At 44.5% G+C, this 26,821-nt stretch carries 34 protein-coding genes and 3 pseudogenes; 4 read left to right on the forward strand and 33 right to left on the reverse strand.

Annotated features, from left to right (window positions below; all coding sequences use genetic code 11):
- Window positions 1-309 precede the first annotated feature (309 nt).
- The 5 genes and pseudogenes from Xedl_RS14040 to Xedl_RS14060 all read right to left on the reverse strand — a co-directional run.
- On the reverse strand, window positions 310-762 hold the full coding sequence (locus tag Xedl_RS14040; protein ID WP_074024455.1) for a DUF2570 domain-containing protein: 453 nt from the start codon (window positions 760-762) through the stop codon (window positions 310-312).
- 8 nt (window positions 763-770) lie between these two features.
- Window positions 771-1,517 carry a hypothetical protein gene (locus Xedl_RS14045; protein WP_074024456.1) on the reverse strand — a complete coding sequence of 249 codons (747 nt, stop codon included), beginning with the start codon at window positions 1,515-1,517 and terminating at the stop codon, window positions 771-773.
- The gene (locus Xedl_RS25775; protein ID WP_074024457.1) at window positions 1,517-1,807 is read right to left on the reverse strand and encodes a PAAR domain-containing protein; all 291 of its coding nucleotides are present in this window, start codon (window positions 1,805-1,807) and stop codon (window positions 1,517-1,519) included. Before Xedl_RS25775 ends, Xedl_RS14045 begins: the two co-directional genes overlap by 1 nt.
- 55 nt (window positions 1,808-1,862) lie before the next feature.
- Entirely contained in the window at window positions 1,863-2,810 is a 948-nt protein-coding gene (locus tag Xedl_RS14055) for a recombination-associated protein RdgC (protein ID WP_074024458.1), read from the reverse strand.
- A gap of 109 nt (window positions 2,811-2,919) precedes the next feature.
- A pseudogene (locus Xedl_RS14060) lies at window positions 2,920-4,134 on the reverse strand (DNA cytosine methyltransferase); the annotation flags it as partial.
- A 253-nt stretch (window positions 4,135-4,387) separates the two neighbouring features.
- On the opposite strand from Xedl_RS14060, the gene Xedl_RS14065 reads away from it, so the two are divergent.
- Together Xedl_RS14065 and Xedl_RS14070 are read left to right on the forward strand one after the other, a co-directional pair.
- Entirely contained in the window at window positions 4,388-4,699 is a 312-nt protein-coding gene (locus Xedl_RS14065; protein WP_074024460.1) for a type II toxin-antitoxin system HigB family toxin, read from the forward strand.
- Complete coding sequence (locus tag Xedl_RS14070) at window positions 4,696-5,115, forward strand: helix-turn-helix domain-containing protein (RefSeq protein WP_074024461.1); 420 nt, start codon at window positions 4,696-4,698, stop codon at window positions 5,113-5,115. Before Xedl_RS14065 ends, Xedl_RS14070 begins: the two co-directional genes overlap by 4 nt.
- 194 nt (window positions 5,116-5,309) lie before the next feature.
- On the opposite strand, the gene Xedl_RS14075 is transcribed toward Xedl_RS14070, so the two are convergent.
- From Xedl_RS14075 to Xedl_RS14165, 21 genes and pseudogenes are all read right to left on the reverse strand, one after another.
- Window positions 5,310-5,903, reverse strand: coding sequence for a baseplate protein (locus tag Xedl_RS14075; RefSeq protein WP_208605063.1), 594 nt, complete (start codon window positions 5,901-5,903; stop codon window positions 5,310-5,312).
- A 58-nt stretch (window positions 5,904-5,961) separates the two neighbouring features.
- Window positions 5,962-6,942 (reverse strand): hypothetical protein, encoded by a 981-nt coding sequence (locus Xedl_RS14080; RefSeq protein ID WP_074024463.1) that lies wholly within the window; start codon window positions 6,940-6,942, stop codon window positions 5,962-5,964.
- Window positions 6,926-7,723 carry a hypothetical protein gene (locus Xedl_RS14085; protein ID WP_143187443.1) on the reverse strand — a complete coding sequence of 266 codons (798 nt, stop codon included), beginning with the start codon at window positions 7,721-7,723 and terminating at the stop codon, window positions 6,926-6,928. The genes Xedl_RS14080 and Xedl_RS14085 overlap by 17 nt, the downstream gene beginning before the upstream one ends.
- Window positions 7,716-8,453: a hypothetical protein gene (locus Xedl_RS33655; RefSeq protein ID WP_244149723.1), complete on the reverse strand. Its 738-nt coding sequence runs from the start codon at window positions 8,451-8,453 to the stop codon at window positions 7,716-7,718. The genes Xedl_RS14085 and Xedl_RS33655 overlap by 8 nt, the downstream gene beginning before the upstream one ends.
- Window positions 8,450-9,664: a phage tail protein gene (locus Xedl_RS14095; RefSeq protein WP_074024465.1), complete on the reverse strand. Its 1,215-nt coding sequence runs from the start codon at window positions 9,662-9,664 to the stop codon at window positions 8,450-8,452. Before Xedl_RS14095 ends, Xedl_RS33655 begins: the two co-directional genes overlap by 4 nt.
- A complete protein-coding gene (locus Xedl_RS14100; RefSeq protein WP_074024466.1) occupies window positions 9,661-9,990 on the reverse strand; it encodes a baseplate protein in 330 nt (109 codons plus the stop codon). The genes Xedl_RS14095 and Xedl_RS14100 overlap by 4 nt, the downstream gene beginning before the upstream one ends.
- On the reverse strand, window positions 9,987-10,640 hold the full coding sequence (locus Xedl_RS14105) for a hypothetical protein (protein WP_083600343.1): 654 nt from the start codon (window positions 10,638-10,640) through the stop codon (window positions 9,987-9,989). Before Xedl_RS14105 ends, Xedl_RS14100 begins: the two co-directional genes overlap by 4 nt.
- A gap of 358 nt (window positions 10,641-10,998) precedes the next feature.
- Window positions 10,999-11,148 (reverse strand): annotated as a pseudogene (locus Xedl_RS25780) (DUF2645 family protein); the annotation flags it as partial.
- Window positions 11,149-11,323: 175 nt separating this feature from the next.
- Window positions 11,324-11,857 (reverse strand): hypothetical protein, encoded by a 534-nt coding sequence (locus Xedl_RS14110; RefSeq protein WP_074024467.1) that lies wholly within the window; start codon window positions 11,855-11,857, stop codon window positions 11,324-11,326.
- Window positions 11,858-11,944: 87 nt separating this feature from the next.
- Window positions 11,945-12,208: a PAAR domain-containing protein gene (locus Xedl_RS14115; protein ID WP_074024468.1), complete on the reverse strand. Its 264-nt coding sequence runs from the start codon at window positions 12,206-12,208 to the stop codon at window positions 11,945-11,947.
- 35 nt (window positions 12,209-12,243) lie between these two features.
- Window positions 12,244-12,948 (reverse strand): Imm52 family immunity protein, encoded by a 705-nt coding sequence (locus Xedl_RS14120; RefSeq protein WP_074024469.1) that lies wholly within the window; start codon window positions 12,946-12,948, stop codon window positions 12,244-12,246.
- A gap of 15 nt (window positions 12,949-12,963) precedes the next feature.
- Entirely contained in the window at window positions 12,964-13,659 is a 696-nt protein-coding gene (locus tag Xedl_RS14125) for a restriction endonuclease fold toxin 5 domain-containing protein (protein WP_074024470.1), read from the reverse strand.
- 1 nt (window position 13,660) lies between these two features.
- Entirely contained in the window at window positions 13,661-13,810 is a 150-nt protein-coding gene (locus tag Xedl_RS27880; protein WP_158024381.1) for a hypothetical protein, read from the reverse strand.
- An 86-nt stretch (window positions 13,811-13,896) separates the two neighbouring features.
- Window positions 13,897-14,160 (reverse strand): PAAR domain-containing protein, encoded by a 264-nt coding sequence (locus tag Xedl_RS14130; RefSeq protein WP_074024471.1) that lies wholly within the window; start codon window positions 14,158-14,160, stop codon window positions 13,897-13,899.
- The gene (locus Xedl_RS14135) at window positions 14,150-14,467 is read right to left on the reverse strand and encodes a hypothetical protein (RefSeq protein WP_074024472.1); all 318 of its coding nucleotides are present in this window, start codon (window positions 14,465-14,467) and stop codon (window positions 14,150-14,152) included. The genes Xedl_RS14130 and Xedl_RS14135 overlap by 11 nt, the downstream gene beginning before the upstream one ends.
- A gap of 109 nt (window positions 14,468-14,576) precedes the next feature.
- Window positions 14,577-15,263: an Imm52 family immunity protein gene (locus Xedl_RS14140; protein ID WP_074024473.1), complete on the reverse strand. Its 687-nt coding sequence runs from the start codon at window positions 15,261-15,263 to the stop codon at window positions 14,577-14,579.
- Window positions 15,264-15,274: 11 nt separating this feature from the next.
- Window positions 15,275-15,937: a Tox-REase-5 domain-containing protein gene (locus tag Xedl_RS14145; RefSeq protein ID WP_074024474.1), complete on the reverse strand. Its 663-nt coding sequence runs from the start codon at window positions 15,935-15,937 to the stop codon at window positions 15,275-15,277.
- A gap of 1 nt (window position 15,938) precedes the next feature.
- Entirely contained in the window at window positions 15,939-16,283 is a 345-nt protein-coding gene (locus tag Xedl_RS14150) for a hypothetical protein (RefSeq protein WP_074024475.1), read from the reverse strand.
- A complete protein-coding gene (locus Xedl_RS14155; protein ID WP_074024476.1) occupies window positions 16,280-16,777 on the reverse strand; it encodes a DUF4123 domain-containing protein in 498 nt (165 codons plus the stop codon). The genes Xedl_RS14150 and Xedl_RS14155 overlap by 4 nt, the downstream gene beginning before the upstream one ends.
- The gene (gene tssI / locus Xedl_RS14160; RefSeq protein WP_074024477.1) at window positions 16,774-18,795 is read right to left on the reverse strand and encodes a type VI secretion system tip protein TssI/VgrG; all 2,022 of its coding nucleotides are present in this window, start codon (window positions 18,793-18,795) and stop codon (window positions 16,774-16,776) included. The genes Xedl_RS14155 and tssI overlap by 4 nt, the downstream gene beginning before the upstream one ends.
- A 31-nt stretch (window positions 18,796-18,826) precedes the next feature.
- Window positions 18,827-20,599: a type VI secretion system baseplate subunit TssF gene (locus Xedl_RS14165; protein ID WP_074024478.1), complete on the reverse strand. Its 1,773-nt coding sequence runs from the start codon at window positions 20,597-20,599 to the stop codon at window positions 18,827-18,829.
- A 442-nt stretch (window positions 20,600-21,041) separates the two neighbouring features.
- On the opposite strand from Xedl_RS14165, the gene Xedl_RS39340 reads away from it, so the two are divergent.
- The gene (locus Xedl_RS39340; RefSeq protein WP_083600344.1) at window positions 21,042-21,158 is read left to right on the forward strand and encodes a type II toxin-antitoxin system RelE/ParE family toxin; all 117 of its coding nucleotides are present in this window, start codon (window positions 21,042-21,044) and stop codon (window positions 21,156-21,158) included.
- 216 nt (window positions 21,159-21,374) lie between these two features.
- Here the strand turns inward: Xedl_RS39340 and Xedl_RS14175 are convergent, their stop codons facing one another.
- The 4 genes from Xedl_RS14175 to Xedl_RS39345 all read right to left on the reverse strand — a co-directional run bounded on the left by Xedl_RS14175 (window position 21,375) and on the right by Xedl_RS39345 (window position 23,788).
- Window positions 21,375-22,139 (reverse strand): hypothetical protein, encoded by a 765-nt coding sequence (locus Xedl_RS14175; protein ID WP_074024479.1) that lies wholly within the window; start codon window positions 22,137-22,139, stop codon window positions 21,375-21,377.
- Window positions 22,140-22,151: 12 nt separating this feature from the next.
- Window positions 22,152-22,691 (reverse strand): hypothetical protein, encoded by a 540-nt coding sequence (locus Xedl_RS14180; protein ID WP_074024480.1) that lies wholly within the window; start codon window positions 22,689-22,691, stop codon window positions 22,152-22,154.
- 434 nt (window positions 22,692-23,125) lie between these two features.
- Window positions 23,126-23,494, reverse strand: a complete 369-nt coding sequence (locus tag Xedl_RS14185; protein ID WP_074024481.1) for a hypothetical protein — start codon at window positions 23,492-23,494, stop codon at window positions 23,126-23,128.
- Window positions 23,495-23,512: 18 nt separating this feature from the next.
- Complete coding sequence (locus Xedl_RS39345) at window positions 23,513-23,788, reverse strand: helix-turn-helix domain-containing protein (protein ID WP_083600345.1); 276 nt, start codon at window positions 23,786-23,788, stop codon at window positions 23,513-23,515.
- 655 nt (window positions 23,789-24,443) lie between these two features.
- On the opposite strand from Xedl_RS39345, the gene Xedl_RS14195 reads away from it, so the two are divergent.
- Entirely contained in the window at window positions 24,444-24,893 is a 450-nt protein-coding gene (locus Xedl_RS14195; RefSeq protein ID WP_074024483.1) for a helix-turn-helix domain-containing protein, read from the forward strand.
- Window positions 24,894-25,075: 182 nt separating this feature from the next.
- Here the strand turns inward: Xedl_RS14195 and Xedl_RS14200 are convergent, their stop codons facing one another.
- The 3 genes and pseudogenes from Xedl_RS14200 to Xedl_RS14210 form a co-directional block, all read right to left on the reverse strand.
- Window positions 25,076-25,381, reverse strand: a complete 306-nt coding sequence (locus Xedl_RS14200) for a HigA family addiction module antitoxin (RefSeq protein WP_074024484.1) — start codon at window positions 25,379-25,381, stop codon at window positions 25,076-25,078.
- Window positions 25,381-25,530, reverse strand: a pseudogene (locus tag Xedl_RS39350) (type II toxin-antitoxin system RelE/ParE family toxin); the annotation flags it as partial. The gene Xedl_RS14200 and the pseudogene Xedl_RS39350, both read right to left, overlap by 1 nt.
- Before the next feature lie 110 nt (window positions 25,531-25,640).
- Complete coding sequence (locus Xedl_RS14210; RefSeq protein ID WP_074024486.1) at window positions 25,641-26,690, reverse strand: tyrosine-type recombinase/integrase; 1,050 nt, start codon at window positions 26,688-26,690, stop codon at window positions 25,641-25,643.
- Between the last annotated feature and the right edge of the window lie 131 nt (window positions 26,691-26,821).

Genomic DNA, 26,821 nt, shown 5'->3' on the forward strand with positions numbered 1-26,821 from the left:
CTCTTAGTGTGCGTTGAAGAATTTATGACCGCCTTTTCATCAGGGCAACAACCGGGAGTGAGAAAAATGAGTGTATCGTTATTATGAAAGCTTATTTAACGCAAGCACGGCTGTTTTTAAATGCTAGCAGTTACAGGTAATTTTAAATTGATCTCATTTGCCCTCTGATTCTTACCATTGCATTCCGCCAACAATTGTCTGACTTTTTCCTTATAGAGCACGTTGTCCCCCCAACGCGTTGTCTTGTCGTCGGGAAGAATACACATTACGGCTTTGATGACGGGTGGGCGTTTCGTTTCTACCGGTTTTTCAACCACCATAACGCTGGTTGAATTCGGCAGTGCGTTGGTGTTGCAACCGGATAATGTCATCAGGCATACGCTGGTTAGCACACTGGATATTATCCAGCATATCTTTAAATTGTCCGGTAGCACTCTCACTTTCCTCTCTTTGTTGTTGAATTTCTTGTTCCAGGTGTTTCTGAGATTCTACTAATTCCATTAATCGGTTATCACGTTCAGCAATGTCATGGTGCAAAAGGCGTATATTTTCGCTCTGAACGCGGATAGCTGTTTTCAGGTTGGTATTTTCACTGAATAATACTGAATTGGCCGTATTTAGTGCTGTAACGTGTCCTGTGAAGTTTTTGTATTGGTTATGTGCAAACTTAACACCAAAACAGATAACGCCCAGCACAGAGCCAATGGCGACTAATTTTAATGATTTACTGATAGGGAGGGGAATCATTCCGCCAAGTAACATGGGTTCTCCTATGACAAAGCAGAAATGACCGAAGCAGGGGTAATTGCGTTTAATGCACCGGTCATGACTGTGCTTTCAAGTAAGCCTGAGATGATTGAAACGCTGACAGCATCACGAAATGATTTTTGTGCATGACTGACGGAATCACTCGCCTGAGTTGCCAAACGATTCACGGCCTCCGTTGCTTGATCAAGCTCGCTGAGTGCACCTGTCAATGCTTTAACAGCGCTGTTAAGTGTTAAAATTTGTTTGTCCGTTAGTCGTGATGCTATACCACCAGCCCCCACGCTATTGGTTAAAACGATATTAATCTCATCCATTGCGGCCTTGATATCCTCGGTTTTGAGATGGGTCACAAGCTGGTTTTGTGCGGTTGTTATCTGACTATCCGCAATAGCTTCAATCAAATGAAACGGGGTACTGTCAGATAAGAGATTGCCTTTTAAATAACATGTCCAGCCAATACGCATCTGGATCAGCTGGGACGGACTTTGGTAATCCTTGATGGCATCATGGAACGCATTGGCCGCATTTGCCGCAATTGTTAATTTCCCGCTGGCATCGTTGATCTTGCGCAATGCGGTTGTCACTGGTGCGGGGTAGGTTGTTTCTTTCTTCACCAGTTGACGAAGATAAGCGGCTTTTTTGATAGCGCTATCAGCGGTGAGTTTGGTGATGATCAGTGCTGCTGGTGGGTGTAATCCTTCGACACCCAACGCCCTGAATGCGGCGATTTGTTTTTCATTATCTAGCATTAACTCACCTGAAAAAAAGGGTTCCCAGATACCACGACAGAGCCACATGAAACAGGATCACCCACACAGCATATGGGTTTTCCGTTCACGGTAAACCACGGTCTGGTACTGATAGCTACGCCACTGTGTTTCGCGTAACTATAAATATCTATGTGATCAGGAAACAAATTTCCTGCAACCAGCACGGGAATGCCATTGACTTTTAATAACGGCTCCCCTTCTGCTGAAGGACGGGGCGGAAATCCGCCATGACCAGAACAAACTGAACCCTGAATACCCACAGCTGACATTATTTTCTCCTTTTACAAAACCGCAACGAGATTGCTGATTGCCCCGCGGGTGTATTCATTCACCACCGGCTGACTCATCGCTTGCTCCGGTATTTAGTAACCCACCCATTGCATTAAAAATGGTGTCATAGGCTGTGCGTAGCTCTTCTACCATTAAAATAAAATCCGCGTATTCACGGGCGAACTCATCGTCACCTTCACTGTGAAGATTGGAAAACTCAACACTAAACTGGAGTTTTTTCAGTTTGCATGAATCGGTGAGTTCTAAATCAAGCCCGTATTGCGTGTCCACATAGACACCTAGTGTACAAACCTGACGACCTTGATCTAACAGGATAGAGACAACCTCGTCATTGTTCAGATTATCTTCTTTGTTAAAGCGGACTTCCCCATCGTCATAAATGAGATCGGCTTTCTGAATTTTATCACTCAGGCGTAGTCTGTCCGGCAGGGTGCTAGCGTTTTTTAACCAGTCTGTCATTGCCAATTCAAATGGATTAACCGTTGCAATCGGTATCACGGGAAGTGAGCCAAGGGTGCGGCGTAAGAGCGATAAAACATGCTCCGCTGTACGCGGGGAAGTAGTATCAATGGAGACTAAGCCGTTATCAATATCAATCCAAAGTTGAATGGTGCTGCGTTTTGGGAAAGCACGGGGTAATAAATCTTGAATTACGTCATCTTTGAGTTGAGCGATCTCAGAGCGCCGGAGCTTGCGATAGTGGACGGCCTCTACTTTCTCGCGTTTGACATTCAGATGCTCTTTGATAATGGCGGTAGGGATGTCTTTATTCTCTCGCACGGCGACAAGCAACAGATTATTGCCGTGAACGAACATTGCCGGCTTGTCATCGTTCATCAACCAGCCCATGCGGGAAGCATCATGCTCACCACAAGGAGAAAAAGCGAAAGGCGGCATCAGGGAGCGTAATTCCTCTTCTGTAAGATTGGACACCTTTCGTGACAATTGGTAGATCAACGCGTTTTTAAAAACCTTGAACATTAAAGCAATGCCTATATTTGAAATGTTGGTGTCAATTTTATAAAAAATAATTTAGATTTTTATAAATTTTTTAAATTAAAGGAATATTATCATATTTTACTTGCATTAAGATTCGCTTTCCAATCCATGACATAACAGGAACCGCCATCGAATTACCAATGGCTCGGTAACGATGTCCGTCGGGGCAATTCTCTGCGGTTTTTCCGTTCCAAGGAATTTGGGTGTGATTATCTGGAAACCCCTGTAATCGTTCACATTCAACAGGCGTCAAGCGGCGGACAGCATAACCATAGTTCACACCATGAATATCTGTTCTTGTCAGGGTGTAGGAAGTTTCAGAATGAAAACCAATTCCATTACCACCATTACTAGGCTTTCTTCCTATTATATTACCGGCCAATGCAATCGCCACTAAATCAGTGGCGCTTTTATCATCTCTGGCTCGCAGTGTTGAGGAAATATCATCGGTTCGATATTCACCGAACGAAAGAAGCCGATAGGTTGATACCAGCCCACTGCCACGCCGCAAAAATATTTCCTGATTACTCATTCCGATACCTCCAATATTGGGACTCTGGTTTAATGTCGGGTACGGGTTTAATTCTGAGTCCCAGTGATTGCCGATAACAGCGCGGTTTCCAGCATTTCCGGTAACGTCTTCCCCCGCCGTTCCGCGCGGTTCAGTATTCCAAGGCACGCTGTCTGGCTCAAAAAGTATTTTTGCGGTACAGGCGTCTGTTCGAGCACTTGCGATAACAAACACACGGCGGCGGCGTTGGGCCACTCCGAAATATTGAGCGTCAAGGACTCGCCAGGCGATATTACGTTGGGGTCCAGACTCATAACCTGAGTTTGTCCATTTTTTCCCTGATGGCTGCAATGGTTCACCTTCTCCGGCAAGCCCTGCAAGAAAACAGCCGAATGCATTGTCCTTGCTGGATAAGACGCCGGGGACGTTTTCCCAGACAATAATTGATGGTTGTTTTCCGTTTGCAGCTCTGACTGAATCAATAACATTTGCCAACTCCACGAATGATAAGGTTAATTGTCCGCGTTCATCATTCAGACCATTGCGTAACCCCGCAATGCTGAACGCCTGGCAGGGCGTACCACCGACCAGAATATCCGGTGCATTCGCCTGATTATTGGCGATAATGGCAGTGATTTTGGTCATATCCCCCAGATTTCTGACTGAAGGCCAGTGATGATCCAGTACTGCACTGGGAAATTTTTCAATTTCACTGAACCATGCCGGAGACAAACCGAGGGGTTCCCATGCGACGCTGGCCGCTTCAATGCCGGAACAAACCGAACCAAAAGACATCATTGTTTATTTTCTCCGTGAAATCCTGATTGCTTACGCTGTGCCAGTCTTTTATTTCGGCTGCTTTTTAGTATATTTCGTCATGTTGACTTGACTATGGTTTACCAAACCTTTCATTTATTTAGCAACCCGTGAAGCATAGGTATGTTCTTTTCATGTTTGTGTGGCGCAGGGAAAATTACCTTAGTTTACATATTGTAAACCATTATGATTGGTGTTATAGTGTTTTCATCATGTAAATGGAGTCAGTGACATGCACGTTATTTCCAGGGAACCATTTGATAAAGCGGTTCGGGATTTTCCAAATGATGCCAATGCAATTATCACAACCTATAAATTGTTAAAGGAAAAAAACTTTGATAGCCCGATGGAATTACAAGGATGGTTTCCCCGCCTTGATAACTTTAAATACCGGAATAAGTGGTGGGTAATAGACATAGGCGGGAACAATTTGCGCATGATCGCCTACATCAATTTTATCAATAAGCGATTCTATGTTAAGCATATAGTGACTCACAAAGAATACGATAAATTGACCAAGAAGTACCGGGAGACAAACGAATGATAAAAGAACCTATCAAAGCCATTCAAGCAACGACAGCCTTAGTCGCTGCTGTTCCCTTTTTAGGGAGCAGTGCGTCTGAAAAGGATTATCGAGATGCCCTGCTAATGGTTGATTATCTCATCGAGAACGACGATGAAAGCCCGTTGATTGATATATTGGCCGCAAAAATAGCGGAGTATGAAAATAATAGCGAACACTTTGCTGAATTTAACAAGGCTGTTGAAAATCTGCCTACGGGGGTAGCTGCGCTGAGTGTATTGATCGATCAACATGGCCTGTCTTACTCTGATTTGAAAAACGAAATAGGTTCAAAGTCACTCGTCAGTCTGATTCTTTCGGGTAACCGCGCATTAACGATCACGCATATTAAGGCGCTGTCCGAACGTTTTAATGTGCGGCCAGATATCTTTCTCTGAAAATCGCCAGCGTTGATAAGAGACTATGAAGAACAAAAAGACAACCCCGATGTAGTAGTACATTAAATCCGGACACCTCAAAAGCCTGCTAATGTTATTAACATGACAATGATGCTTTGACTATAATGAACTATTCAATAACTTCTTGTTATTCCTTACCCGCTTTCAGAGCGGGTAAGCGTTATTTTTTGGCGTTAAAATTGTGAAAAGCCAAACAAGGGTGCCTTTGCGTTGAATCCCGCCATACTTTCAAAGGTGATCCCTGCCTGTGATTTTGTTTTGAATCCGGCCGCACTCTCAAAGGTGATTTCCCCTTGTGATTTGATGGTCGTGTTGCCACTGACATTCAGGAAAAAATCTCCAGCTGCATGGTGAAAAATATCACCGGCTTCATTCATTGCGATACATGATCCACTCGCCATATTGGTAATCGAGACACCGCCACCCGCAGAATGGATAACGAGCAGGTTATTGCGCTTATATACGAAGTCTTTCGTCGGTGACAACGCGGGGAGAGGCGGTGCGCCCTCGACGTCGGACGGCTCATAGGCTCCCCCTTGTCCAGAGGCTTCCGGCGCAACGTTCGGGATACCATGAGGGGCATCTTGTGCCGCGCCGGTGATCATGGGATAGCGGCTGCCCCCGCCATAAGGAAACTCCACCCATACCAGATCCCCTTTGACGGCGGGCGTAAAGGTGCCCCCGATTGACAGGCGATATTCCGCCCACGGCAGAACTTCATCCGGTATACCGTCCCAAAGCGCCAAAAGCCGCACCTGGGCTTTCATCAGCCCCTTCGGGTCCTCTGTCGCCACAATTATAGCCCTGTGGCTGCCATAGATAGCGTTACTCATTCGGAACCCCCAAAATCATTCTGGTGCTGTAGGCAACACGTTCTTCAAACTGCGTCACCCGCTCGACAATCATATTTTTTGGCACGGATTCATCAATCCGGTTCTCCGAATCATAACGATGAATAATAACCTGTATCACGGCACCGGCCTGAATAGCCGGATTTCCCGCGCACTCGATATCTAATTTCGGGATCAGCACGCGCCCCATATTTTGTAATGTACCTAATTCGGCATCCGATACCATTTTCACCGGCAGAAAGGCATCACCGAATGCGCGATACCCCTCCGTCATGGAATAACCGACATACCGATGCTGCTTTGGTGCGGTTACTGCGAAATCGGCATTGATATTTCTCAGCTTGGTGATACGGTATTTGGCTTGGGGATTGTTGTACTCGTAAGTAAAAGCGGGCTTGATCTTGATAAGATCAGTCATCGTTCTCAAATGGAGTTTTCCTCTGGCCGTCCATGCCAGCCCTCCGTGATCTTTAGCCACTTGTCGAATCAGTGTGGCAGGTTTCTGCCCCATGTTTAAGTGATAGGTGCCCAGGCGATTAAAGGGGTCAGTCACCGGCTTTAATCTTTTGGTCAAGGTGCGAATTATCTTTGCGGGTTCAGCATCGACAAAAAAATGCGGGGTGCCGGTGGGGATCAGGAGCGTCCGCATGGCGGTAGAGATGCTGGTGATCGTGACCGTATCCATGTTCAGCGGGGCCGACACGATAAAAAATTCTTCTTTAAACAATGCCTGTTCCCCTTCGGGATCGCCCAATGCTACCGTAATCACCGCGCCTTCTTTGACCGCCATGTTATCCAGTATGTAACCGGTCACGTCACGGATATTCAGGAGCAAAAGTGGTGCTTCCAATTTAGCCATTTCGATATATGCCACGGAGATGACGGATTCTCGCGGTAAGACCTCGCCGTTGATCTCGATGCTCTGTAAAAAATACTGATTACCTTGCTGTGCCATGATTGCCCCTGTGTATTGCTCGTGGTGCCGTAACTCCGGTTTTTTCAATCAGTGGCACCACGGCATGAGCCATGAGGATATCCGCCTGTACTTTGATACTGGCCTTCGCCGCAAAAACCCGATCTTCCATGACAGGCAATGACACATCAGAAAAGGCAATTTCTCTGGCCTCATTGAACGCGCATTCAATGCTCACGTCTGCATTGGCAATCTGTATCAGTGCCTGAAAGCTGGTGGAAATCATACTGACAAAATGGACGGCAATTGCATTGCACAGGAGGGATAACGGCTCTTTATCTGCTGACAACACAAAAATATCGTAAACCAGATTGACGGGGTGGGCGTCTAACACCGCAATGATTGTATTCCCCTCAAAAACTTCGCCGTACCTGTCCCGCTTTATCTGCCTGTCGGTCGGCATCACATCATAATCCATCGTTCTGGAGAGGTTGATGACCGGCAGGGCGCCCGGATTCGCATAAGGGTTATCTGACTGGCTTTTTCTGCCGGCTTTCGCTTGCCGCAGGGTTCGCATGAAATCCTTGATATCATCGAAACGGCCCAGCAAGACCTGATCACTTGATGGTCGCTGGAGAAATTCAACAAATCCCTGATTATACAGATCGGGATGATTGACTTTCAGTCCCTTTAAACTCGAAGCAATATGATTACCAACCGCAATATCAATACCCCGAAAACCACTGACTTCTCTTTCGCCTATGGGATTCAGCTTCAGCGACTTAATGCGCATTAGTATGTCGTTCTCTTCATGTTTACTCATGATCTGCCCTTAATGCTGACTGGCTGAAATTTCTGGCCGGTATGCAGTAATAAAGTGAACCCACAGACGCGGTGCCATAGGTAAAAATACGTAATACATACCAGAATCGGCGGGCTAATTGCCCGTCTGACAACGCTTCATTCCATTCAAAGATTGAACCCACCGAAACGCCGGTTGTGGCCGCCCTGATCACTAAAAAATCATCGGTGCCCCCATCCTGATCCCCGTCCGCATCGATAGCCGAAAAGGATTCCCGTTCATCAGGGCAGTCCAGCACAGTGACTTTTTGCGGATCAGTGTAGGCCAGCTCCCGTTGATGGTTATTGAATTCCGTAAAATCGGCCCGCTCAAATCCGTCCTCATTCGTTTTAGCCGACACCTCATCGACAGGGCGATATAACAGAGCATCATAATTGTCTGGGTCGTCTTCAATCACCTTTATCCAGTCCTGACGAACGAGATCATTGAGGGGGGAATGGCCTTTATATCGGGGCTTCAGATTGACATCTTGCTCCCTCGTGGACAGGTGCAAGGGCAGGGCGGCTTTTTCCGGTACGGCCTCATGCTCTGTCAATGTGACGGTATCCGGTGGTGGAGGCTGAACCTCATCCCAATCCACCAGCGAGGCATTCTGGCCGGATAAGGGCGGGGCTGACAGTCGTTCAGCGGTGCCCATTCCGGTTATTTCACTGTCTGGAATATCCTCCAGCCATTCATCATAGCGGTTCATGCGTTCCCTTTCGCTTGTTTCTTCATGTACTCGCTGAAGGCGGATTCAGCTTGCTGCCTGTCTTGTCCGGTCATCATCAATGCATCGATGAAGGATTGCTTTTTCATCGTGAAAGCATCTTTTAATTGCTGTTTCAGCAAGTGTTCCTGTGCTTTCATCTGATTGATTTGCTCCTGTTTCTTTCTCAGCTTTAACCGCTGAGCATCAGTCAGCTTTTTGGTTTTGTTTAACTGAGAGCGCAGAACCTCCAGTTTCTTCGGATCTTGCGTCAGTTTCTTTTCCAGGGCGGCCATACGTTGCTGATACCGCCGGTATTCACTTTTTATCGCGGTGTGATTGGTTTTGCTTTTACGGTTCCGGTTAAGCTGTTTTAACTGTTCTTCGTCGAAAAATTCCGCAGTTTTTCTCTTGTCATCTCCAAAGCTGGTGGCACGGGCGTTTTTCTGTAACAACCGACCGATCTGCATTTGCCATGTGCCCGCCTGCATTCGGGTCATCGCATGAATGACATGCTTACAAGCCACGCCTTTTAAGTTTGGGTTTCTTATCTTGGGATAGATATATTCTTTAGGCGGACTTACCGCGAAATTTCCCGCAGTGGCAATATAGCGATACCAATATTTATGGCGGCCACAATCACAATCAAATGACAGGCGTCCGGCACACAGCTGACGAACAACACGGGACGTGTTTTTTTCTTTCTCTGACAGGTCGTCCAGGGCCGTATCCCATTCCTCAAAACGGATTTTGACGCGATGGTGCTTATCTTCCGATTTGTCTGATGCTGTGACACTGATAAGGGCGGTATTGTGCTCCATGCCGATAAACGACGCGGTTTTGATGCCGGAGCCGTCATCAACCGTATTGTTTGCGCGTTTGACATCAATACGGGCGCAATTTGCTATTAGCTGGGTGTAGGTGATCCCTGCGGTATGGGTATTGAAGTCAGAACGGACTTGTTGCCGATTTTTTTCAAATGCCTTGAGATCTTCTTTGGTGAATAACGTGCCATCACGTTTGTTTCCCAACGCAATGACATCATCAAAATTCTTATTTTTTAACAGCGCAGGCGTGAGCAACCTGCCTTTTTTACGGCGACTGCGTTTGGCTTGCTGGTCTTTGGCAATCTGGTTGAACAACCGGTTAAATTCTTTTGGGGGTAAACCGGCCGTTTCATATCGACCTGTCTCTGTGCGCGGAATGCCAATCATCCTGTGACCTCTGGCGTGTCAGCATAGTGCCTGACTCTATCGCGTATCCATGCGACAGAAGGTAAAGACAGGGTATTCCCTATCGGCAAGGGTTCCAGCTCACTTTCATGACCGGCCACCAGCCTGACTACCCAACGTAACACCGAATTTTTATACACCCGATAGGCCACCAGATCAGCCCTGAATTCTTCATCGGGCTTAATGGTGTAGACAATATTGCTCGCGTGGTCGTATAACTGAGACTGGGCGATAATTTCTCGGTGCAGATAAGCGCGAATAATCGGATCGATAATACAGCGATCATCCAGGCGTGGATAGTCACTCATAAAATCACCGTATTTTTATCCCTGCGTGTGCCTGTTAATGTCGATTTCACCGTTTCCTGTTCCACTTTTTTGTCATAGGCTTGGACAATATTCAGGAATGACGTTAATAGGGAAGGTGATTCGCTTGTTACAGCGGATTGCATGGCTTTGATATACGCATCAGAGGCCACATTATTAAACAGGGTGCTGTACACCACCAGCAAGATAAGAATGTGCTCTGACGTTAATGACTCCCAGTCAATCCGATAGATGGGTTCACCGGCCGGATTGAATTCAACATCAATGAGGGATGACGATATCTCATAGAGATTTTTTCCTTTCAGGGGATAAATGATACTGCCCTGGCGTTTCAGTTCCTCATAACGACTCACCGCTACCACAATTACGGGACGGCCGTCATGGTGCTTGTCACTAAGCCTGACACTTAGCGCCCCAATCTGCTGCGCTATTTCGCCGCTGACCTCATCCACCAGCACCTTAAAGCCTGCCCTGACCATTTTTGGAATGTCTTTTGACAGTTCTACTAGCATGGCCTTGCGTTTCGGCGGAAGTAGTTTCCTGTCCTCCAATATCAGATCACCATCTTTAAAAACCGCACGTACCATGACGGGTTTTTTCATTGTACTGATTACTGCGATTCTCTGGATCATATTCCTCCCAAAAGTAAAAAGACCGCACTGGGCGGCCTCTTCGCTTTCAGGTCTCTGGTTTCGCGCTGATATCAAAGTTAAGCAATCGTCGAAAAAGCTAACCTCACCTTCCAGAACCGCCCCTAAGCGGAAAGAATCGTAGCTGAACGTTATGATAGTCAGCAACAAAAAAACGCGATTTAAATTAAAAATAAACAATATAATTCAATATCTTAGTTTAATTCATATTATTAATAATAAACGCGTCCGTTTATTGTTGAATTGCAGGGAGAGATAACAGGTATCGCTTCGGGTAAATTCGGCTCCTCATCACGCTAATGGAGCGGGATCAACACCCCATTAGCTTGATAAAAAATCGCTATACCCGATAGGCAATTAATGATAATGCCATGATATTGACCAGCCATAATTTACACTTCAATTTCACTGCAATAAAAAGCACAGCAATGATGAACAATACCTCGATAGGCGCAGTCACATCCCTGATATCATCCACCACCAGCGCCCTGTGAGCCTCACATGCGTAGTAGGTGACTGAATTTTTTTATTCATCCTTAATATCTGTGATCATCTAGATGGATTTTTTCATCGCTAAAATTAGGCCGACATCAGAGCTGTATTCTCTGTCTGGTGTCCAATCGCAGATGCAATCTAAAAGGAATAGCGGCATGAAATCACTATAACTATATATGTTGCCAAACTATATTCACGGGGGTTTTGAGTAGGGTTTCAATCTTTTCGATCACCAGAGATAACCCACCCTCTGTGTGAATAATGTCTGTTTTTGTGGTATCAATCATCAATGCGAAACAACCAAATGCCCCCCAGTTTTGATAATCCAACTCAAGCAACGAGACTTCTTGTCCGCAGCATGGTGTTGACCATTTGGTATAAATTGTCTCTGTTCTCGGTAAATTCTCACCAAGGTAAGCCATCTTTTCATCCCACCACTTTGTAATATCACTTTTACAGTGTAAACAGGAAGGAATGGTAAAGTTTTCCATCCCATGAAACAGTGTGAGTTCTTCGACAATATCATGTTCAATTGCAGGCGGTATTTGACGCCATAAATGAGCGTATCTCTTGCAATGTTTAGTTTTTTGTTTTTTATCTGACTTCTTTATTGTCCGAAGAAAACCCTCAGCTTTATCGATTGCTGACTGTTCCGGAATAAAACAAGGATCTTTAGGTACAAATAGCAAGTAGGAGTCACTCATATAACTTCTCTTTGTAATGATCAATATAAGGATAATCAGCCAGGAGATAATAGACTCAAAGCTGATTATTTCATGCACAACACAATATCAAGCGCAAAACCCGCCCTGACTGGCAATCAGTCTTGCACGACAGGCCGTGCGCATCCCGTTTAATGCGATAGGTTTTCCCTGATGTTTTAGGTCATCACTGCCTTCTACAATCGGAAAAATTCCTTTACACTGCGGACAAGCCACTAAATCACCTTTAGCGGCAATAGGAACCCCCTGATAAACATATCCGCCAATAGCGGTAATAACTTTACCACCATGATCGGTTGCGTCGTTTAATCGAATAACTGCTTGACTGGCCATAGTTATACCTCTGATATGAGTAGTCTATAAATACGTTATTTATCTTTGTAAATATCAGAATATAAAGGTAATAACCCCAAATCCCGTAATGCAATCTCAACATCATTAGAAAGATACTGGTCTGCCTTATCCAGACAATTGTAATTTTCTTTTGTAATTATAATTGTTCCCGTACTGAGTGCGGTGGATATGGGGATAAATTCAGCGTCGGTTTTCAATAAACTAGGATGCATTTCAAATTGAATAGGAAGATATAACATCCAACCCGCAGGCGGACGATCTGGAAAAACTGCCTCACCGACTTGATCACGAGCACCATTAAAACTGACAGAAAAAAGTTTTAATGTGTATTTTTCTGCTGCTGATTTTATAAAATGAATGATATTGTTTTTATTGTATATTCCGACGTGATTTTCAGCATTAATGTGAATTGATGTGTTTTCTTTGTTTTGAGTCAAAAGAATTGACATTGAATCCTCTTCATTGCCATCCCATAACCCTTCAACGATAGGTAAGTATTCCCCTATTAAACTTGAAGTTTTTTCGTTTGTATATCCATTAATATCGATGATTTTATTTTGCAAAGCTTCCTCTAATGTTTCCCCCTGAGCGTATAAGGCTTTGATTCTTTTATCACATTTATTTATTTCTCTGAGAAAAAATCGAAATGAGTCAATAATAGTTTCAATTTCTTGCGTGACAACTTCTTTTGTTACTACATGTATTGAAATTTCGCTCATTTAAATAGTCCTTAATTAAACCATTGGAACATGATAAACGCTCATAATAAGGCCATCTTCTTTAAAAAGTTTTTTAAAGTACATGAAGCTTAGCCTTTCCATAAAATACCATGCTAATTTATTAGGCGGCGTTAATTCAACCACAAAACTCTGTGTGTGTGCTTGTTGTATAGTTCCTCTAACCCCAGAATAAAATTTTTTCAACATCCCTTCAGCTATAAAGAATTGGTCATAAGCACCTTTAGTTTCTTGTAACAAGCAAGATGGTGGTTGAAATCCATCAAAGGATACACTCACATAATCCCATTCTTGAACCCATCCTGATCCAAATGGTGCTTTAGTTATATAAACTTGATATTTTAAATTAATTGGATCACCAAAATTTCTACTCTCATTTTTAGCTATCCCTGTGCTAGCAGGGCAAGAGTTACATTTTTCAGTCGAACGAGACAATGCACCAGATTTTTCAATTTCTTCAATTCGAGCTTTTGATTTCGCTTTGCCAATATTAATATCATTTTCTATCTCTTCTTCTGTACGTGTTTTCGGTTTTTTAGGTTTAATTTCTATATCGTCGGCTGTCGTATCTTTCGTACCTTCCATAATACCCACAGCAACTAATCCCGTAACGCAGGCAGCAAGCGTCCATTCCGCAGCGGCTACGAGAGCCGCGCCAGCAGCAGGTGCGCCAAGAACTAAAGGGACTGGCATATTAATGTCTCATTTTCATTAAATTATCCGGTGTTCGCAGGTAATCCCGATATTGTTGTTCGGGATTATCCCCCGCATTCAGCATATCTTTGATTGCCGGTGCATTGTGATAATCGCGGTTAAATGCGACAAACAAGTAGTAGTCACTCATATAACTTCTCTTTGTAATGATCATTTGAGGATAATCAGCCAGGAAATAATAGACTCAAAGCTGATTATTTCATTAATGATACGATATCAAGCACGAAACCCGACCTGACTGGCAATCAGTCTTGCACCACAGGCCGTGCGCATTCCATTTAATGCGATGGGTTTTCCCTGATGTTTTAGGTCATCACTGCCTTCTACAATCGGAAAAATTCCTTTACACTGCGGGCAAACCACTAAATCACCTTTAGCGGCAATAGGAACCCCCTGATAAACATATCCATCAATAGCGGTAATAACTTTACCGCCATGATCTGTTGCATCGTTTAATCGAATAACGGCTTTACCGGGCATAGTTATACCTCTGACATGAGTGGTTATAATCTTCTCCATCCCACACCACAGAAATAACTATTTGATTTTCTTCTGTATAATCTTCAATAAACTCTTTTATTGCTGCTTCCGTTGCTCCTTGTTGATTAAAAGCAACTCGTTGCAAAGCCTCTTGGCGTGTATTACCCGATAAATACCATGTTTTATGTCTTTCAAAAAATGTATTCATTTGTTGGATAATGTTATGTAAGTCAGTCAGAGCCATTTTTGTGGTTAACGGTTCTTTCCTGTCGGTATATATTTCTATATTTAATGATAAAATAGACATTGACATTTCCTATTGGTCTATAAAGGTGTGTGAAATGATGTAATATCAGTCATATTCATATCTGTTTAAGCGGCATCATGTGCCGCCGTCTATATTCAATATGGCGATGTCAATTATTTTTATAAACATCAGAGTATAAAGGTAAAAGACTTAAATCACGTAATGCAATCTCGATATCATTAGACAGTTGCTGATCTGATTTACTCATGCAATTATAATCATCTTTACTAATTATAATTGTACCCGTGCTTAATGGTGTGGATATAGAAATAAGTTCAACACCAAACTTCATTAACATAGGGTGCATTTCTATTTTTTGTGGAAGATATAACATCCAACCAATAGCAGGGCGATCAGGAAAAACGGGATCTCCTACGTTGAAAGCCACACTAAAAAGTTGCAATGTGTATTTTTCTGAAGTTGCCTTGATGAAATTAACTAATTTTGATTTATTGTAAACGCCTACATGATTTTCAGCAGAGATAGCAATAAAAGTTTCATTCTGTTCACTCACAGTGAGTGACATTGGCTTATCGTTTTTTCCATCCCATACGCCAGTAGCGTAAGGTAAATATTCACCAATTAACTCTTGGGCTTCAGAGTTTATTTCTCTATCAATTGTAATGATCTTGTTTTCCAAAGCCTCTTCTAAAGATTCAGCCTGTGCATAAAAAGCATTTATTTTTTCATCACATTTGTTCAACTCATTAAGAAAAAAATAAAGAGTATCCAATAAAACATCAAATTGCTCAGTCGTGTTTTCTTTGAATGCTATATTGAAATTAATTTCACTCATTTCTATTTACCTTATGCCATTGGAACATGGTGAACGGTCATTACGTAACCTCTTCCCGCAAACAATCGTTTATAATATGCAAAACTTTTTGGTTGCATAAAATACCAAGATAATTTATTGGGCGGAGTAGCAGAGACAACGGAACTTTGTACTTTCGCTTGAGCTATTATACCTACAGATCCACTCCAAAATTTAAGAATAGCCCTGTCTTCTATAAAAAATTTATCATATTTCGCTTTGGTTTCTTGTAATAAACAAGATGAAACCTGAAATCCATCAAATGAAACGGAAGCATAATTCCATTCTTTAACCCAATTATCGCCACAAGGGTGTTTTGTAATAAATATTTGGTATTGAAAATTTATATCGTATTTTGCTTTTCTAATCTCAGTAACACCGGTACTGGCAGGACATGATTTACATTTTTCCCGTGAACGGGCTAAAGAGCCAGAAGCAGCAATTTTTGCAAGACGAGCATCAGCTGACGTTTCTCCATCTTTAATATCCTGTTCTTCATCACGTTCTTTATTCTTAGATTTATCTGGAGCATCATCAATACTATCTATAATACCCACAGCAACTAATCCCGCAACGCAGGCAGCAAGCGTCCATTCCGCAGCGGTTACGAGAGCCGCTCCAGCGGCAGGTGCGCCAAGAACTAAAGGGACTGGCATATTAATGTCTCCTTTTCATTAAGTTATCCACTACCCGCAGATAATCACGATATTGTTGTTCGGGGTTATCCTCCGCGTTCAACATATTTTTAATTTCCGGTGAATCGTGATAATCGCGGTTAAATGCAACAAAATAGAGGTAAGAACGTATTAGCTTTTCCTCTTTGAATCCCATTGCAATCAAATCCAGATACGCGGCTTTGAGCCGCATATGCAAACTGTACTCGCTTTCGTGTCCGACTAATTCAGCGTGTTCTGTCTGGATCTGTTGCCGAATTTGAGTGATATAGGCCTCATCTTCCGCATCAATGAACTTGTCTACCTGTTCCTGACTGAGTTTGATCATCCTTGTGCTCCTTTTACAGAATAAAACTGACCATCCAGCCAGTAATGCCATTCATCCATCGGTTGTGTGAATGCGGTTAACTGCGCCTGGTCGAAAATAGCCGGGATTTGATGCAGAACACGCGGATCGTAAAAACGCAACAGCGCGGTTTCCCCACTGTCAAGTTGAACATTCAGATAAGGTTCAAAATGGCGAGTAAGGGCATCCAATGACAACGGGGTATACAGCCATGACACCGCCGGATACGTTTTTTCCAATGTTAAAAATTGCTCCACAGAGCCAGTGTGACGCGTGGTATCAAACAACCACGGTCCGGCAAAAGCGATGGTTGAATCAGGAAAGCGCCTGAACAGCGGATTATTCCACCCTGCCACATAAGTGAATTCCTCGTTGAAAAGGCGTTCATACTGGAGACCATCCACCAGCGCATATCTTTTGATATCGGGGTGTGTTTTTTGATATTCCTGCCATTTTTCCGGTGATACTGAGATCATGATTTCCCTCTGATGACCATCGCTGAACCGTCTGATGCCGCTTTCATTAAGCAACTGATACAAATTTTTTCAAGGGGGGCGGTCAAGACAGTTTCTGTCGCCGCCTGTGCTACGTTGATTTGTTTGAGTTTGTCCAGCATATCCGGTAATTTGCCGCCCCAGCCGGAGCCATTACCCGGTGCGCCACTCCCCATGTTAACGACAGCACTGCTGGTGATCCCACCCGCATCAATTTTCAGAAAATGCCCTGCGGCCTGAATGGTCAGTTCAGATCCCGCATCAATCACCACTTTGGCACCGGAACTCAGATGAATTTCATTACCACTTTGTGTCAACAGGGCATCGTCTGCCTTGATATGAAATTTTTGTCCGGTTGACAACGAAATGTCATTGTTTGCCTGTACACGGTATTCATTATCAATACGTAAATGCGCATCATTTTTAATATGGTGTGTGCGATTATGACCAATATTGCTGGTTTCATCATTGAGTACCTGGTTTTTCATGTCTTTTTGCGCATGAATAAACACTTCTTCGCTGCCTTTCGCATCCTCAAAGCGCAGTTCGTTGAAGCCTTCGCCTTTGTGGGTTTTGGTTTTAAACGTGGTGCGGGTCTTGGCGGCGGGTAAATCCAGCGGCGGGCGGTTGACGGCGTTATAGACACTGCCGGTCACTATTGGCCGGTCAATATCGCCGTTAAGGTAAGAAACTATCACTTCCTGCCCGATACGGGGTATTGCCATAAAGCCAAAACCGTTGCCGTTCCAGCCCTGAGCCACCCGCACCCAGCAGGACGCACTGTCATCGGCTTTGTCGTAGCGGTTCCAGTGGAAATGGACTTTAATTGCGCCGTCTTTGTTAACGAAAATTTCTTCGCCTTCCGGTCCGACCACGGTGGCACTCTCATCACCATCCGCCAGGGGCTTATAATGAAACGGCGGGCGGTAATCGGCATAGCCATCGATAAAATTGAAATGATTGCTGAGGGTGGTGCCCTCGCCGCCACTGTCACCCAGTGCCTGCGGGCAGCGACCCTGATGGCTGATCCCGACAATCTGCCAGCAGGTATTGAGCGGGGTATGGGGATGGGCAACGATGTTAAAAATTTGTCCCGGCATCAGTTTGATGCAGTTACTTTTCCCGTTGCCACTCTGCATCTGGTTTTTCAGGGCTTCGTGGCGGTACTTAACGAACGGTTTAGCTTCGGCATCCTTCTGAAAACGGCCATAACTTTCGTAAACCGTATACGGCGTCAGTGTGCCAACTGCCTGATAGTCCGGGTTGCTTTCCAGATGGGAGAGCGCGTAAAACGGCCGTTCGGGATTGAAATCCTTGTTGATGGTGCGTTGGGGCGTCATCCCCACCCCCAGGCGAACCTGATAAATCGTATCGATCCCGTGCGCCGTTTCCGGCTGGGCATTGTAACTGAGCGTCAGGTCTGCCGCCATAGGCAGGTGGCTGTCACTGAAAAACAGGGTTTCATCCTCAAACCAGAAACTGATCCCCTCTTCTGCGGCTAACCGGCAAAAAAAAGCATAATCGGACTCCCGCTTCTGGGTGATGTATTCCCTGCTTTGATGGGCATCTTCCAGCTTTGAATCAGCGCGAACATGATGTTTTTTCAGCAACAGCTTCATGATATCCGGCACACTTTGCCGGTGATAAATATGGCTGTCCTGATTGAGCGTCAGCCGCCAGAGGGAGGGGCGCACAGTGAAGGTATACAGCGTTTTGTTACCATCGGTGCCTACCCAATCTGCCTGGGCGATGATGCCGGTGACTTTGCGTTGCTCTGTTTCATCGTGAAACACCTGCAATACCGCTTGCTGCATCAGCAACGCGGTTAAATCAATTTCCGTCTTGGGTTTAAAGGGATTGTCGGGCAGGGACTGAACCAGCGTCAGGTTCAGGGTGAACAGCTCGGAAAGCCCTTCCCGCAGGGTAAAATCGGCTACCGCAAATGTCCCCTCAGGTAATCCCCCTATCCGGCAAACAAAGCGTAATCCACTTTTTAGCATGATTGTTTCCTTAATTTTCGGTTTCATCTCATTACATTTCACGGCGCAGCCCAAGTTGATGCGGAAATGCCCATAACGCCGTCTGTTCATCCTGGCGATAAATTTCCAGCATGATGAAGTTATCCCTGACAACAAAGCTCGCCAGCAGTTGGCTGATCACCTGGCAGAACTGGTACATGATGCCGTCATTTTCATAACAGGCCGGATTAAGGTGCAAATGCAGGGTGTTGCCATTAATAACGCCCCCCAGTCTCCCAGGACCGTAGTCAAGGCGGCTGTCAAAATGGGCATCCAGACGGACAATCCCGTCAATATGTTGCTGTATCCGACGGCTGAGTGTGCGATCATGGCCGGTATAACAATCATACAAACGCAGAAAATCTTTCAGGGATTCAGTATTGAACAGCAAAAACGGCGTGTGGTTGAGCTTATCAATCAGCGCCCAGTCGGATTTTCCCATCACCATAGGCGGAAAATCCGGTGACACAGGGGTAATATTGCAGGCACACAGATGAGCAGGCACCGATTCCTGGGATTCAGTGATCGTCCCAGGTCCCAATGTCATGGCCTGCGTATGGTAGCCGATGAAGTGTGCACAAACCGGTTGGGACGGCAGTTTGGTGGCCTCTTTTCCATCCGCCCCCAGAAAATAGAGCCGGTTCTGGATACGCCCAAGCAGATCGATGGCGAGCTGGGGTTGGAAATAGAGATTATCGGGTTGTCCTTCATCACGCAGCCAGCCACTTTTTTCGCAGAACTGAGTCACCGGCTGGAAATGAGCGGTTTTAGCGTGAGATTGTTTTCCGCCGGGTTGTCTGGCCGTTTGGACATCCTGTAACCGAAATAACCGCTCCGTCTCTGATAACGGCAGGGGATAATGCGCGTGATTTTCCTCCAGCGGGATCGGCGGACTGACCATCGTATCCAGATGCACCGCGGGTACACAGCCTAGCTGGAACGCATCGCCCACCGTTTCCAGTGGCAGCTCGCCTTCCAGCCTGAATACCAGTTCAAATGACCCGTCGCGGTTTAACGGCAATTCGCGGTAATCCCGCGCATCAAAGGTCATAAAATCAAAAACATGAGGCAGGCAATAGTATTCCGTCATCCGTTGCAGACGGTCAAAATGGTTATGGCTTGTGGGCAGTATACTGTGATGGTCATGGGCATCACACTTGTACAAACTGCTGTATCTGAGCCTTTTTTCTTCGTTTTGCGTGCGCAGGTAAATATTATCGAGGCGCCGTTCCAGCCACAAACTCAGTTGAGCCGCCCGCTCACGGTCTGTGCCGAGAAAAAATTGCAGTAATCCCACTTGCCAACGGTCTAAAACCGTGCCCGTTTGGCGCAATGTTACAATGATCTCGCTGTATTCCCGTGTTTTTTGGATCTGCTTATCCAGGACAATGAGAGGCTCAATATGCAGGGGACGACAGGTGCGAAACCGTAACGTGTGTTCTCCCTCACCGGTGGTTATCGGGACGTTCTTAGGGATATCGACGGCACCCTGATGAACGCTCTGATGGGGTGTGAATTGAATGATAGTCGTCGGTGGCACAGGGCGCAGGGTATGCGGCCAGATGCGACCCAACATGTCATGGGTAACTTGCGAAAAATCGTCTTCAACGGTGCTGCGCAAGTTTGAAGATAGGAGTGCAGTACCTTCCAGCAAACGTTGGATATCCGGATCATTGGGATGCTCCAGAAACTTGGCTAAATGTGGATTTTCGGCGGCGGCCAACTTCATCTTTTCTCGCAGATAAGCCAGTTCTTGTAGGTACAGAGATTCCTTGTTGTTTTTCATTTTTCTCACTCTTCCGTTTTCGATTAATTATTAATCGGCACTTCATCGATAATATTTATAAAAAAATGAGTGAAGGGCTGCACTCGATATCTTACAGATTTAATTATTAATTTCTTTAATAATATGCAAAATTTGGTCATTTCAGACGAATACTGAATGAGAAAGAATAGAACCACATTATCATGAAAGTTAAACTGTAAGTTTCTGCTCATTTAGATGGCAAGCGGAGCAAGGATATTCCGATAACAATAGAATCATCGCTGAAAAGAAAACTCGATATTATCGAATCAGCTACAACAGAACGTTCTTTATTCTCCCCCTCCGAGAAATAATTATGAGCGTTTATCCGGTTCTCTAAATAGCTTTTCAAAATGATAGGAGTACTCCTTACCCCGCGTGACACGCGGGGTAAGGAACGCCGCATGCTGATACTCTCACTATTATGAAAAGGTATATAGAAGGATGGTCGAGTATTAGAGTTAACATTCAATGGAGGCTTATTTTTCAATGGCGGGACGGAGCTGCACACGATATATACCTAGATCCTCATAAATATTAAATAAACACCCCCGCCACAAGTGGCAGGAATTCAACTTAAAGAGATTTAACAGAGGGCATAATGGATGGTAAAAGTATGTGAAAAGATCGTTACTATTTAAAGCCGTTGCACTGGAAGGAAACAAAGTCGATTGCGGTTGCCCATCAGGGTGTACACTTGTTGCTACTGCGTAAAAGCTATCAGGGGGCATCGCGTAAGCCCCCTATTAGTGACCGGTTACTCTCCAGCATCTTCTTGCGACATAACCCTATCATCCGGCTCTGGCGCACTGTCACGCTTGTATTCAGCCACCTGAGTCACCAGCATTAACTTCGCTTTTTCAACGGCCAATAGCTTTTGTTCGTCAGGAACGCCAATCACCGCATATTGATCCAGTTCAGCGGCGCGGACACAGTACGCCCAGAAATCTGGTTCTTGTTTAATGACTTCCGCTATTTGGGGTGAGATGAAAACCACATCATAGCTATCCATATCATGTTGAAAATACAAATATGCCATACGGCCAATTCCGGCTTGCATTAAGCCATTATGTACGATGGCTTCTGCCATATTTTCAGACTGAGTAACGCAGAATTCAGGCAATTTGTGCTGAAAAGCCGTGGTAACAGGAATACCGGTAGATGCACCATTGGAGGAGACACGCCATTGCCCCACCAGCGCACCGTTTGCCGTGACAATCGGATTAATCGTCATCGGGTACTGGCGCATGATAACGCGCGTGAATAGCTCGTTATTCATGGGATTGTAGCAAGGACAGCTGTACTGCTGCATTAAGACTTTTTCCCGTTCCCAGTCCTGTTCTTTGACAATGATCCAATCAAGCCCGTTAGGGGATTTCATTATGGCATCCCCTTCATCGGTCATGCCTTCCAGCTTTGAGCCTGTCAGTAACGCGGTGGCGATGTTGAGATCAAAAGTCGCGTAGTTACCTTCTTCACTCCGGTTAAGCGTGAAATTATCCGCCAGAATATACCTTCTCATCACTATTTACCCTTATTTATCAGCCTTTGATTTTGACGTTTTGTCTTTCTCTGCTGAACGGGGTTCACTCTCAGCGGGGTTATCGATGCTGGTGGTCTGATCCGCTGCCTGTTCTGTTTTTTTCAGTTCAGCGAATTTTTCCTCAGTGACATCTTCAAACGATGCCTTGGTCACTGTTTCAATCAAGCCCTGAGCAACACACATGCCCTCTCTGAAGGTCAGACGGTTCGCTCCTGATTCAACAACCAGCTTAATGACGATTTCATCATGATAATCAGAATTGATAATACCGACACACTCGGCAGGGCGGGCATGATGCTTTTGTCCGAGGTCTTTGTGCGCATATATTTTCATGCAATACCCTTCAGGAATAGCGACTTTTATCCCCGTTCTGATGTAGTAAGCGAGGTGTGACCTGCCATCGTCGATATTCGTATATAACTGGTAATCGACGGCGTTCAGGTCGAACCCCGCTGAACCCTCAGTGTGATAGGTAGGGATAACTGCTTTGGGATGTGTACGGCAAATAACGACAGGCACTGGTTTAGCCATGATATAAAACTCCTATAGGAAACTGACTCTATTTGAGTTCATATTAGAATTGAGCTTTAATTTAAAAGTAAATTAAGAACATACGCTTTATAGAACTTATCAGGAGCCAAGAGCAAGATTATGACTAAAAATAAAAAAATTTGTTGAAGATATGATTCGTTTGCGTGGTACGTATTGGTATGGTGGTAGAAATTTGTGGTGATATTAGGACTATTACGGGAATAAGTAGAAGTGCAAATATCGACGTTCTGTTCTAGTTGGAGTTATGTTTACAGGGCGCGAGCATGGTTTGATTGGATATTTATTCTAAAAATTTAAATTTTGTTCTAAAAGTTGAAAAGCAATAATTACGATTATGAAGGCATTTCGACACAATACAAACCACTTTCCTTAGCGGCTTGAAGAAGGACATCGTTACACTTAATACTATATAGCTAGGTATGAGCCTTTATTATATGAGTCAATAAAAGACGAGCAACTGTTACAAATTTTTGCTTAACTTCTTTAGACAAAAACCATGAACGTCCTTCTTGTTCATAGTCAAATTTATTTGATAACAACCAGAAAATACATATAGTTGTCGGCACTATTTTTTCATGGTCATCATATGATTTAATAATGTCTTCAATTTTTTGGGCTAAATCACTGGGATAATCAAACTGCCACGGTAAATCGCTCAAAGTTCTACCAATAATACTCTCTAAGATATCTTTATTAATATTTTCATCACTATCATATATCAATGTATCGTCACGGAGCATTTTTTCATAACTACGTAATTTATCTTTATCGCTATCATACATAAGTGTTAACCTATTTATTTAATGCATGCATTCATTCTTTATCGTTTTTTTTGGGATGGCTACATCTCCAAAATAAAGAAAACAATCCGTAAAAAACCATTCAAGTGGAGTATCTAATACTATCGCAATCCGAAAAAGTTGAGCCGCAGATATTTGACGCACGCCTTTTTCACACCTTAAGAGCTGTGGTTGAGATACGCCAATACTTTTAGATAAGGATAGCATACTCAACTTTAATACCCTTCTACGCATTCTGATACGATTTCCAATGGCAATTGATAGATTTTTATTCATTAGGTTTTATCTCACAGGTAATTAAAATAAATCTCTAAAAATTATTTCCCACTTACCTTTCACTCAACAGGTAATAACAAATAAATACAATCCTCATCACTGCATGACTACTATCGTATGAATCAATAATTGCGAGAACTCATTGCAACCGTATTTTCAAGAAAGCTCTTATCAACATGTTCACTGCGTTGACTACTCATATTTATTATCTGACTTATGGCAAGATATAGAATAAAAAAACTCTATCACTTCTAAGGCCACTAGATCGTATTTGTATAATAAGAGATCTGAATGGCCTTCATCACGAAATACCTTTATCAGAATAAAGATACAAGAGAGCCCCGCCAAAACTGGATCTTGAGAAACGGAAATACGTGCAGCAATTTGACTGGACAACCTCGAAACATTTTCAGACGACCAAGGCAATCCTCTTAAAAACTCAATTTCTTGAAAGTATGGGATATTCTTAACCAAAATAAACCTCTTGATTTAGCTTTAATATTAAATGTCAAATAGTTACATCTGTTATAATTTTATTTTTTTATTTTAAAATTCCCTGGTGATTAGAACGAATTTTAAGAGTAAAGCGCAAATGATAGTGTCTCTTTAAGATACCCAGAATCTATTTAAGATCCCTGTTTTGCATTCTGTAACAATGTTAAAAAAGAATCAAGATGCAACCAAAAATAAGTTTTATAATATGAACTCACAACGATTAATAGATGCAAGAAAAGCCAAAAATCTCTCACAACGAGAAGTCGGAGAGGCACTTGGGGTAAAAGACAAAGAGCGGGCAAGAGTAAAAATAAGCCAATATGAAAGAGGGGTTTTAACACCGCCATACAATGTTGCCTGCCAACTTGCCGCAATTTTCGATGTACCGCCCTGTTACTTTTACATTGACGATGACCATTTCGCAGAGCAAGTTTTGATCCTGTACAAAAAGAATTTTTGTCATAGCCATGAGTTAGAAGACGAAATCATCACTACCCTAACAGAAAAAATGAAGGAATATGAAAAAGCCTTTGAGGAATTCAAAAATGCAATAGAGGCGATTAAATCGACTAAAGGGAGAGAGCTTCCCACTAAACGTCAGGAAGATTAAGTATATTGCTGGTACAAAGTGCCTTTTTCCTGATATCCTGATCGCATCATTCAGCAAAAACACCCTGTTTGGGTTGGATTTGTGCGCTCAGAAGCGCCGGTGTTGATACACCGGCTTTTCTTTTTCTGGGAGCAAGCCTGTTTACTGTCACTTAAAAGCGGGTGGAATAGCATTATCCAGCGTTACGCTGGATGTGAGTGCTGTACAGGTGTAAACAATCGCGTTAAACGCGTTAAATCTATTTCCTGTTTGGCTTGCGCCAAACTGTATGCCTCTTGAAGCCTCAGCCACATTTCCGGCGTACTGCCTATCACGTTAGCCAAACGCACCGCCATAGCTGGCGTGACCGCTGTGCGACCTTCCACTACGCGCCCAATCGTTGACGGGGAGACATCCAGCGCCCGCGCAAGAGTTCGCAGACTAATATTTAAATGCGCCATCTCGTCAGAAATGTAACGCCCCGGATGGGGCGGCATATGTTTAGTCATTAATGGTAGTCCTCATAATTCAGTATATAAACATCACCGTCGTGAAATTCGAAAGTTAACCGCCAGTTTCCTGATACGCTTACCGCCCAAATACCCTTTCGATCTCCCGTAAGGGGATGCAACTTAAAACTAGGTAAACTCAAGTCATTTGTTGCGCAACACAATACTGACGGAATAAATAAATTTTTATTCATTAACCAATTGGAATTTGTAGAGTCGATACCAAAAAGTAAAAAAGTCCAGAAGGGCAGGCGTACCGTTATTCATCGGCGCCCCCCTCCACCAGCTCAATCATCACGCTCTTTTTCGCCTCCAGGTTACGGATATAGCCCAGCACTGTCTCCGGCTTGGTCCAAGTGCCTTCGTGCATGATCTGGGCGAGGCTGTAGCCGAATGCCGTCATGTCCTGCGCCGCCCCCACACGGGCGCTGTGCCCTGTCCAGGTCGCATAGCGGCCTTTGTTTTTGGCCTGTTGATGTTCACCGTACACGACCGCCCATGCGTCTGCAAAAATCTGGGTCAGCGCACGGTTACTCATCGGTACCCCTGTCGTCACCACCGCCTGATTCGAACGATGCACCCGACAGAACACATAGGCATCGGGGTGCACGCTTAGGCCGGACACTTCCAGCCATGCCAGCAGGCGGACAGCGGCACGGGGGCTGAGCGCTTTCACCACCCCTTGTCCGTTTACAATCGTTTTGGTATAACCGACATTCAGTAACACACTGCCATCGCGCTGGTACATCACGTCGCTGACCTTCAGGCGGGCGAGGTTGGACACACGCAGTAAGGTATTGTAGGCCACAAACAAAAATGCCAGATTGCGGACGTCTTTCAGTTGAGCCGAGGCTTGCCAGGCGGCATCCAGCCGGTTCAGATCGGCGATCCGGAAAGGGATCGCCTGTCCCTCTTGTTCGCCGTTCACGATAGCCAGCCGGTGGATTTTTTTTAACACGCGTTTTACTTTCTGGCTGTCGCCGGCGGGGATCAAGCCCGCCTGCCGGTGCAACAAATTCAGCATGGCGGCGCAGCTGCTGATGGTAGCCGGTGCCAGTCCGCGTTCATGCAGCTCCCACAGGTAATCGCGCATATAATCCGCTTCCACCGGCAGATAAGGACGCCCCTTGGCGAGACACCACTGGCACCATTTGCGCACCGTGATCAAAAACTGGTTCCACGTATTGTCGGCAAAGGCGTCCTTGTCTTTGATAAAGGCCTTGAGGTTGCGCAGCACCTCGTCATTCAGATCCGCATTATCCGCTATCAGCACTACGTCGCGGCCAACCGCCTTCAATTCCTCTGCCATCAACATCCTCTCTTTATTGGTTGCGCTACGTAAAAAGTAACGTAATAAACCCCACGAGGGGCGCAGATTTCACGTACACGCATCATTTACTGTTAACAAAAATCGTCGGCTATTTATCACTAACCGTGTCC

It is taken from the genome of Xenorhabdus eapokensis (assembly GCF_001908105.1).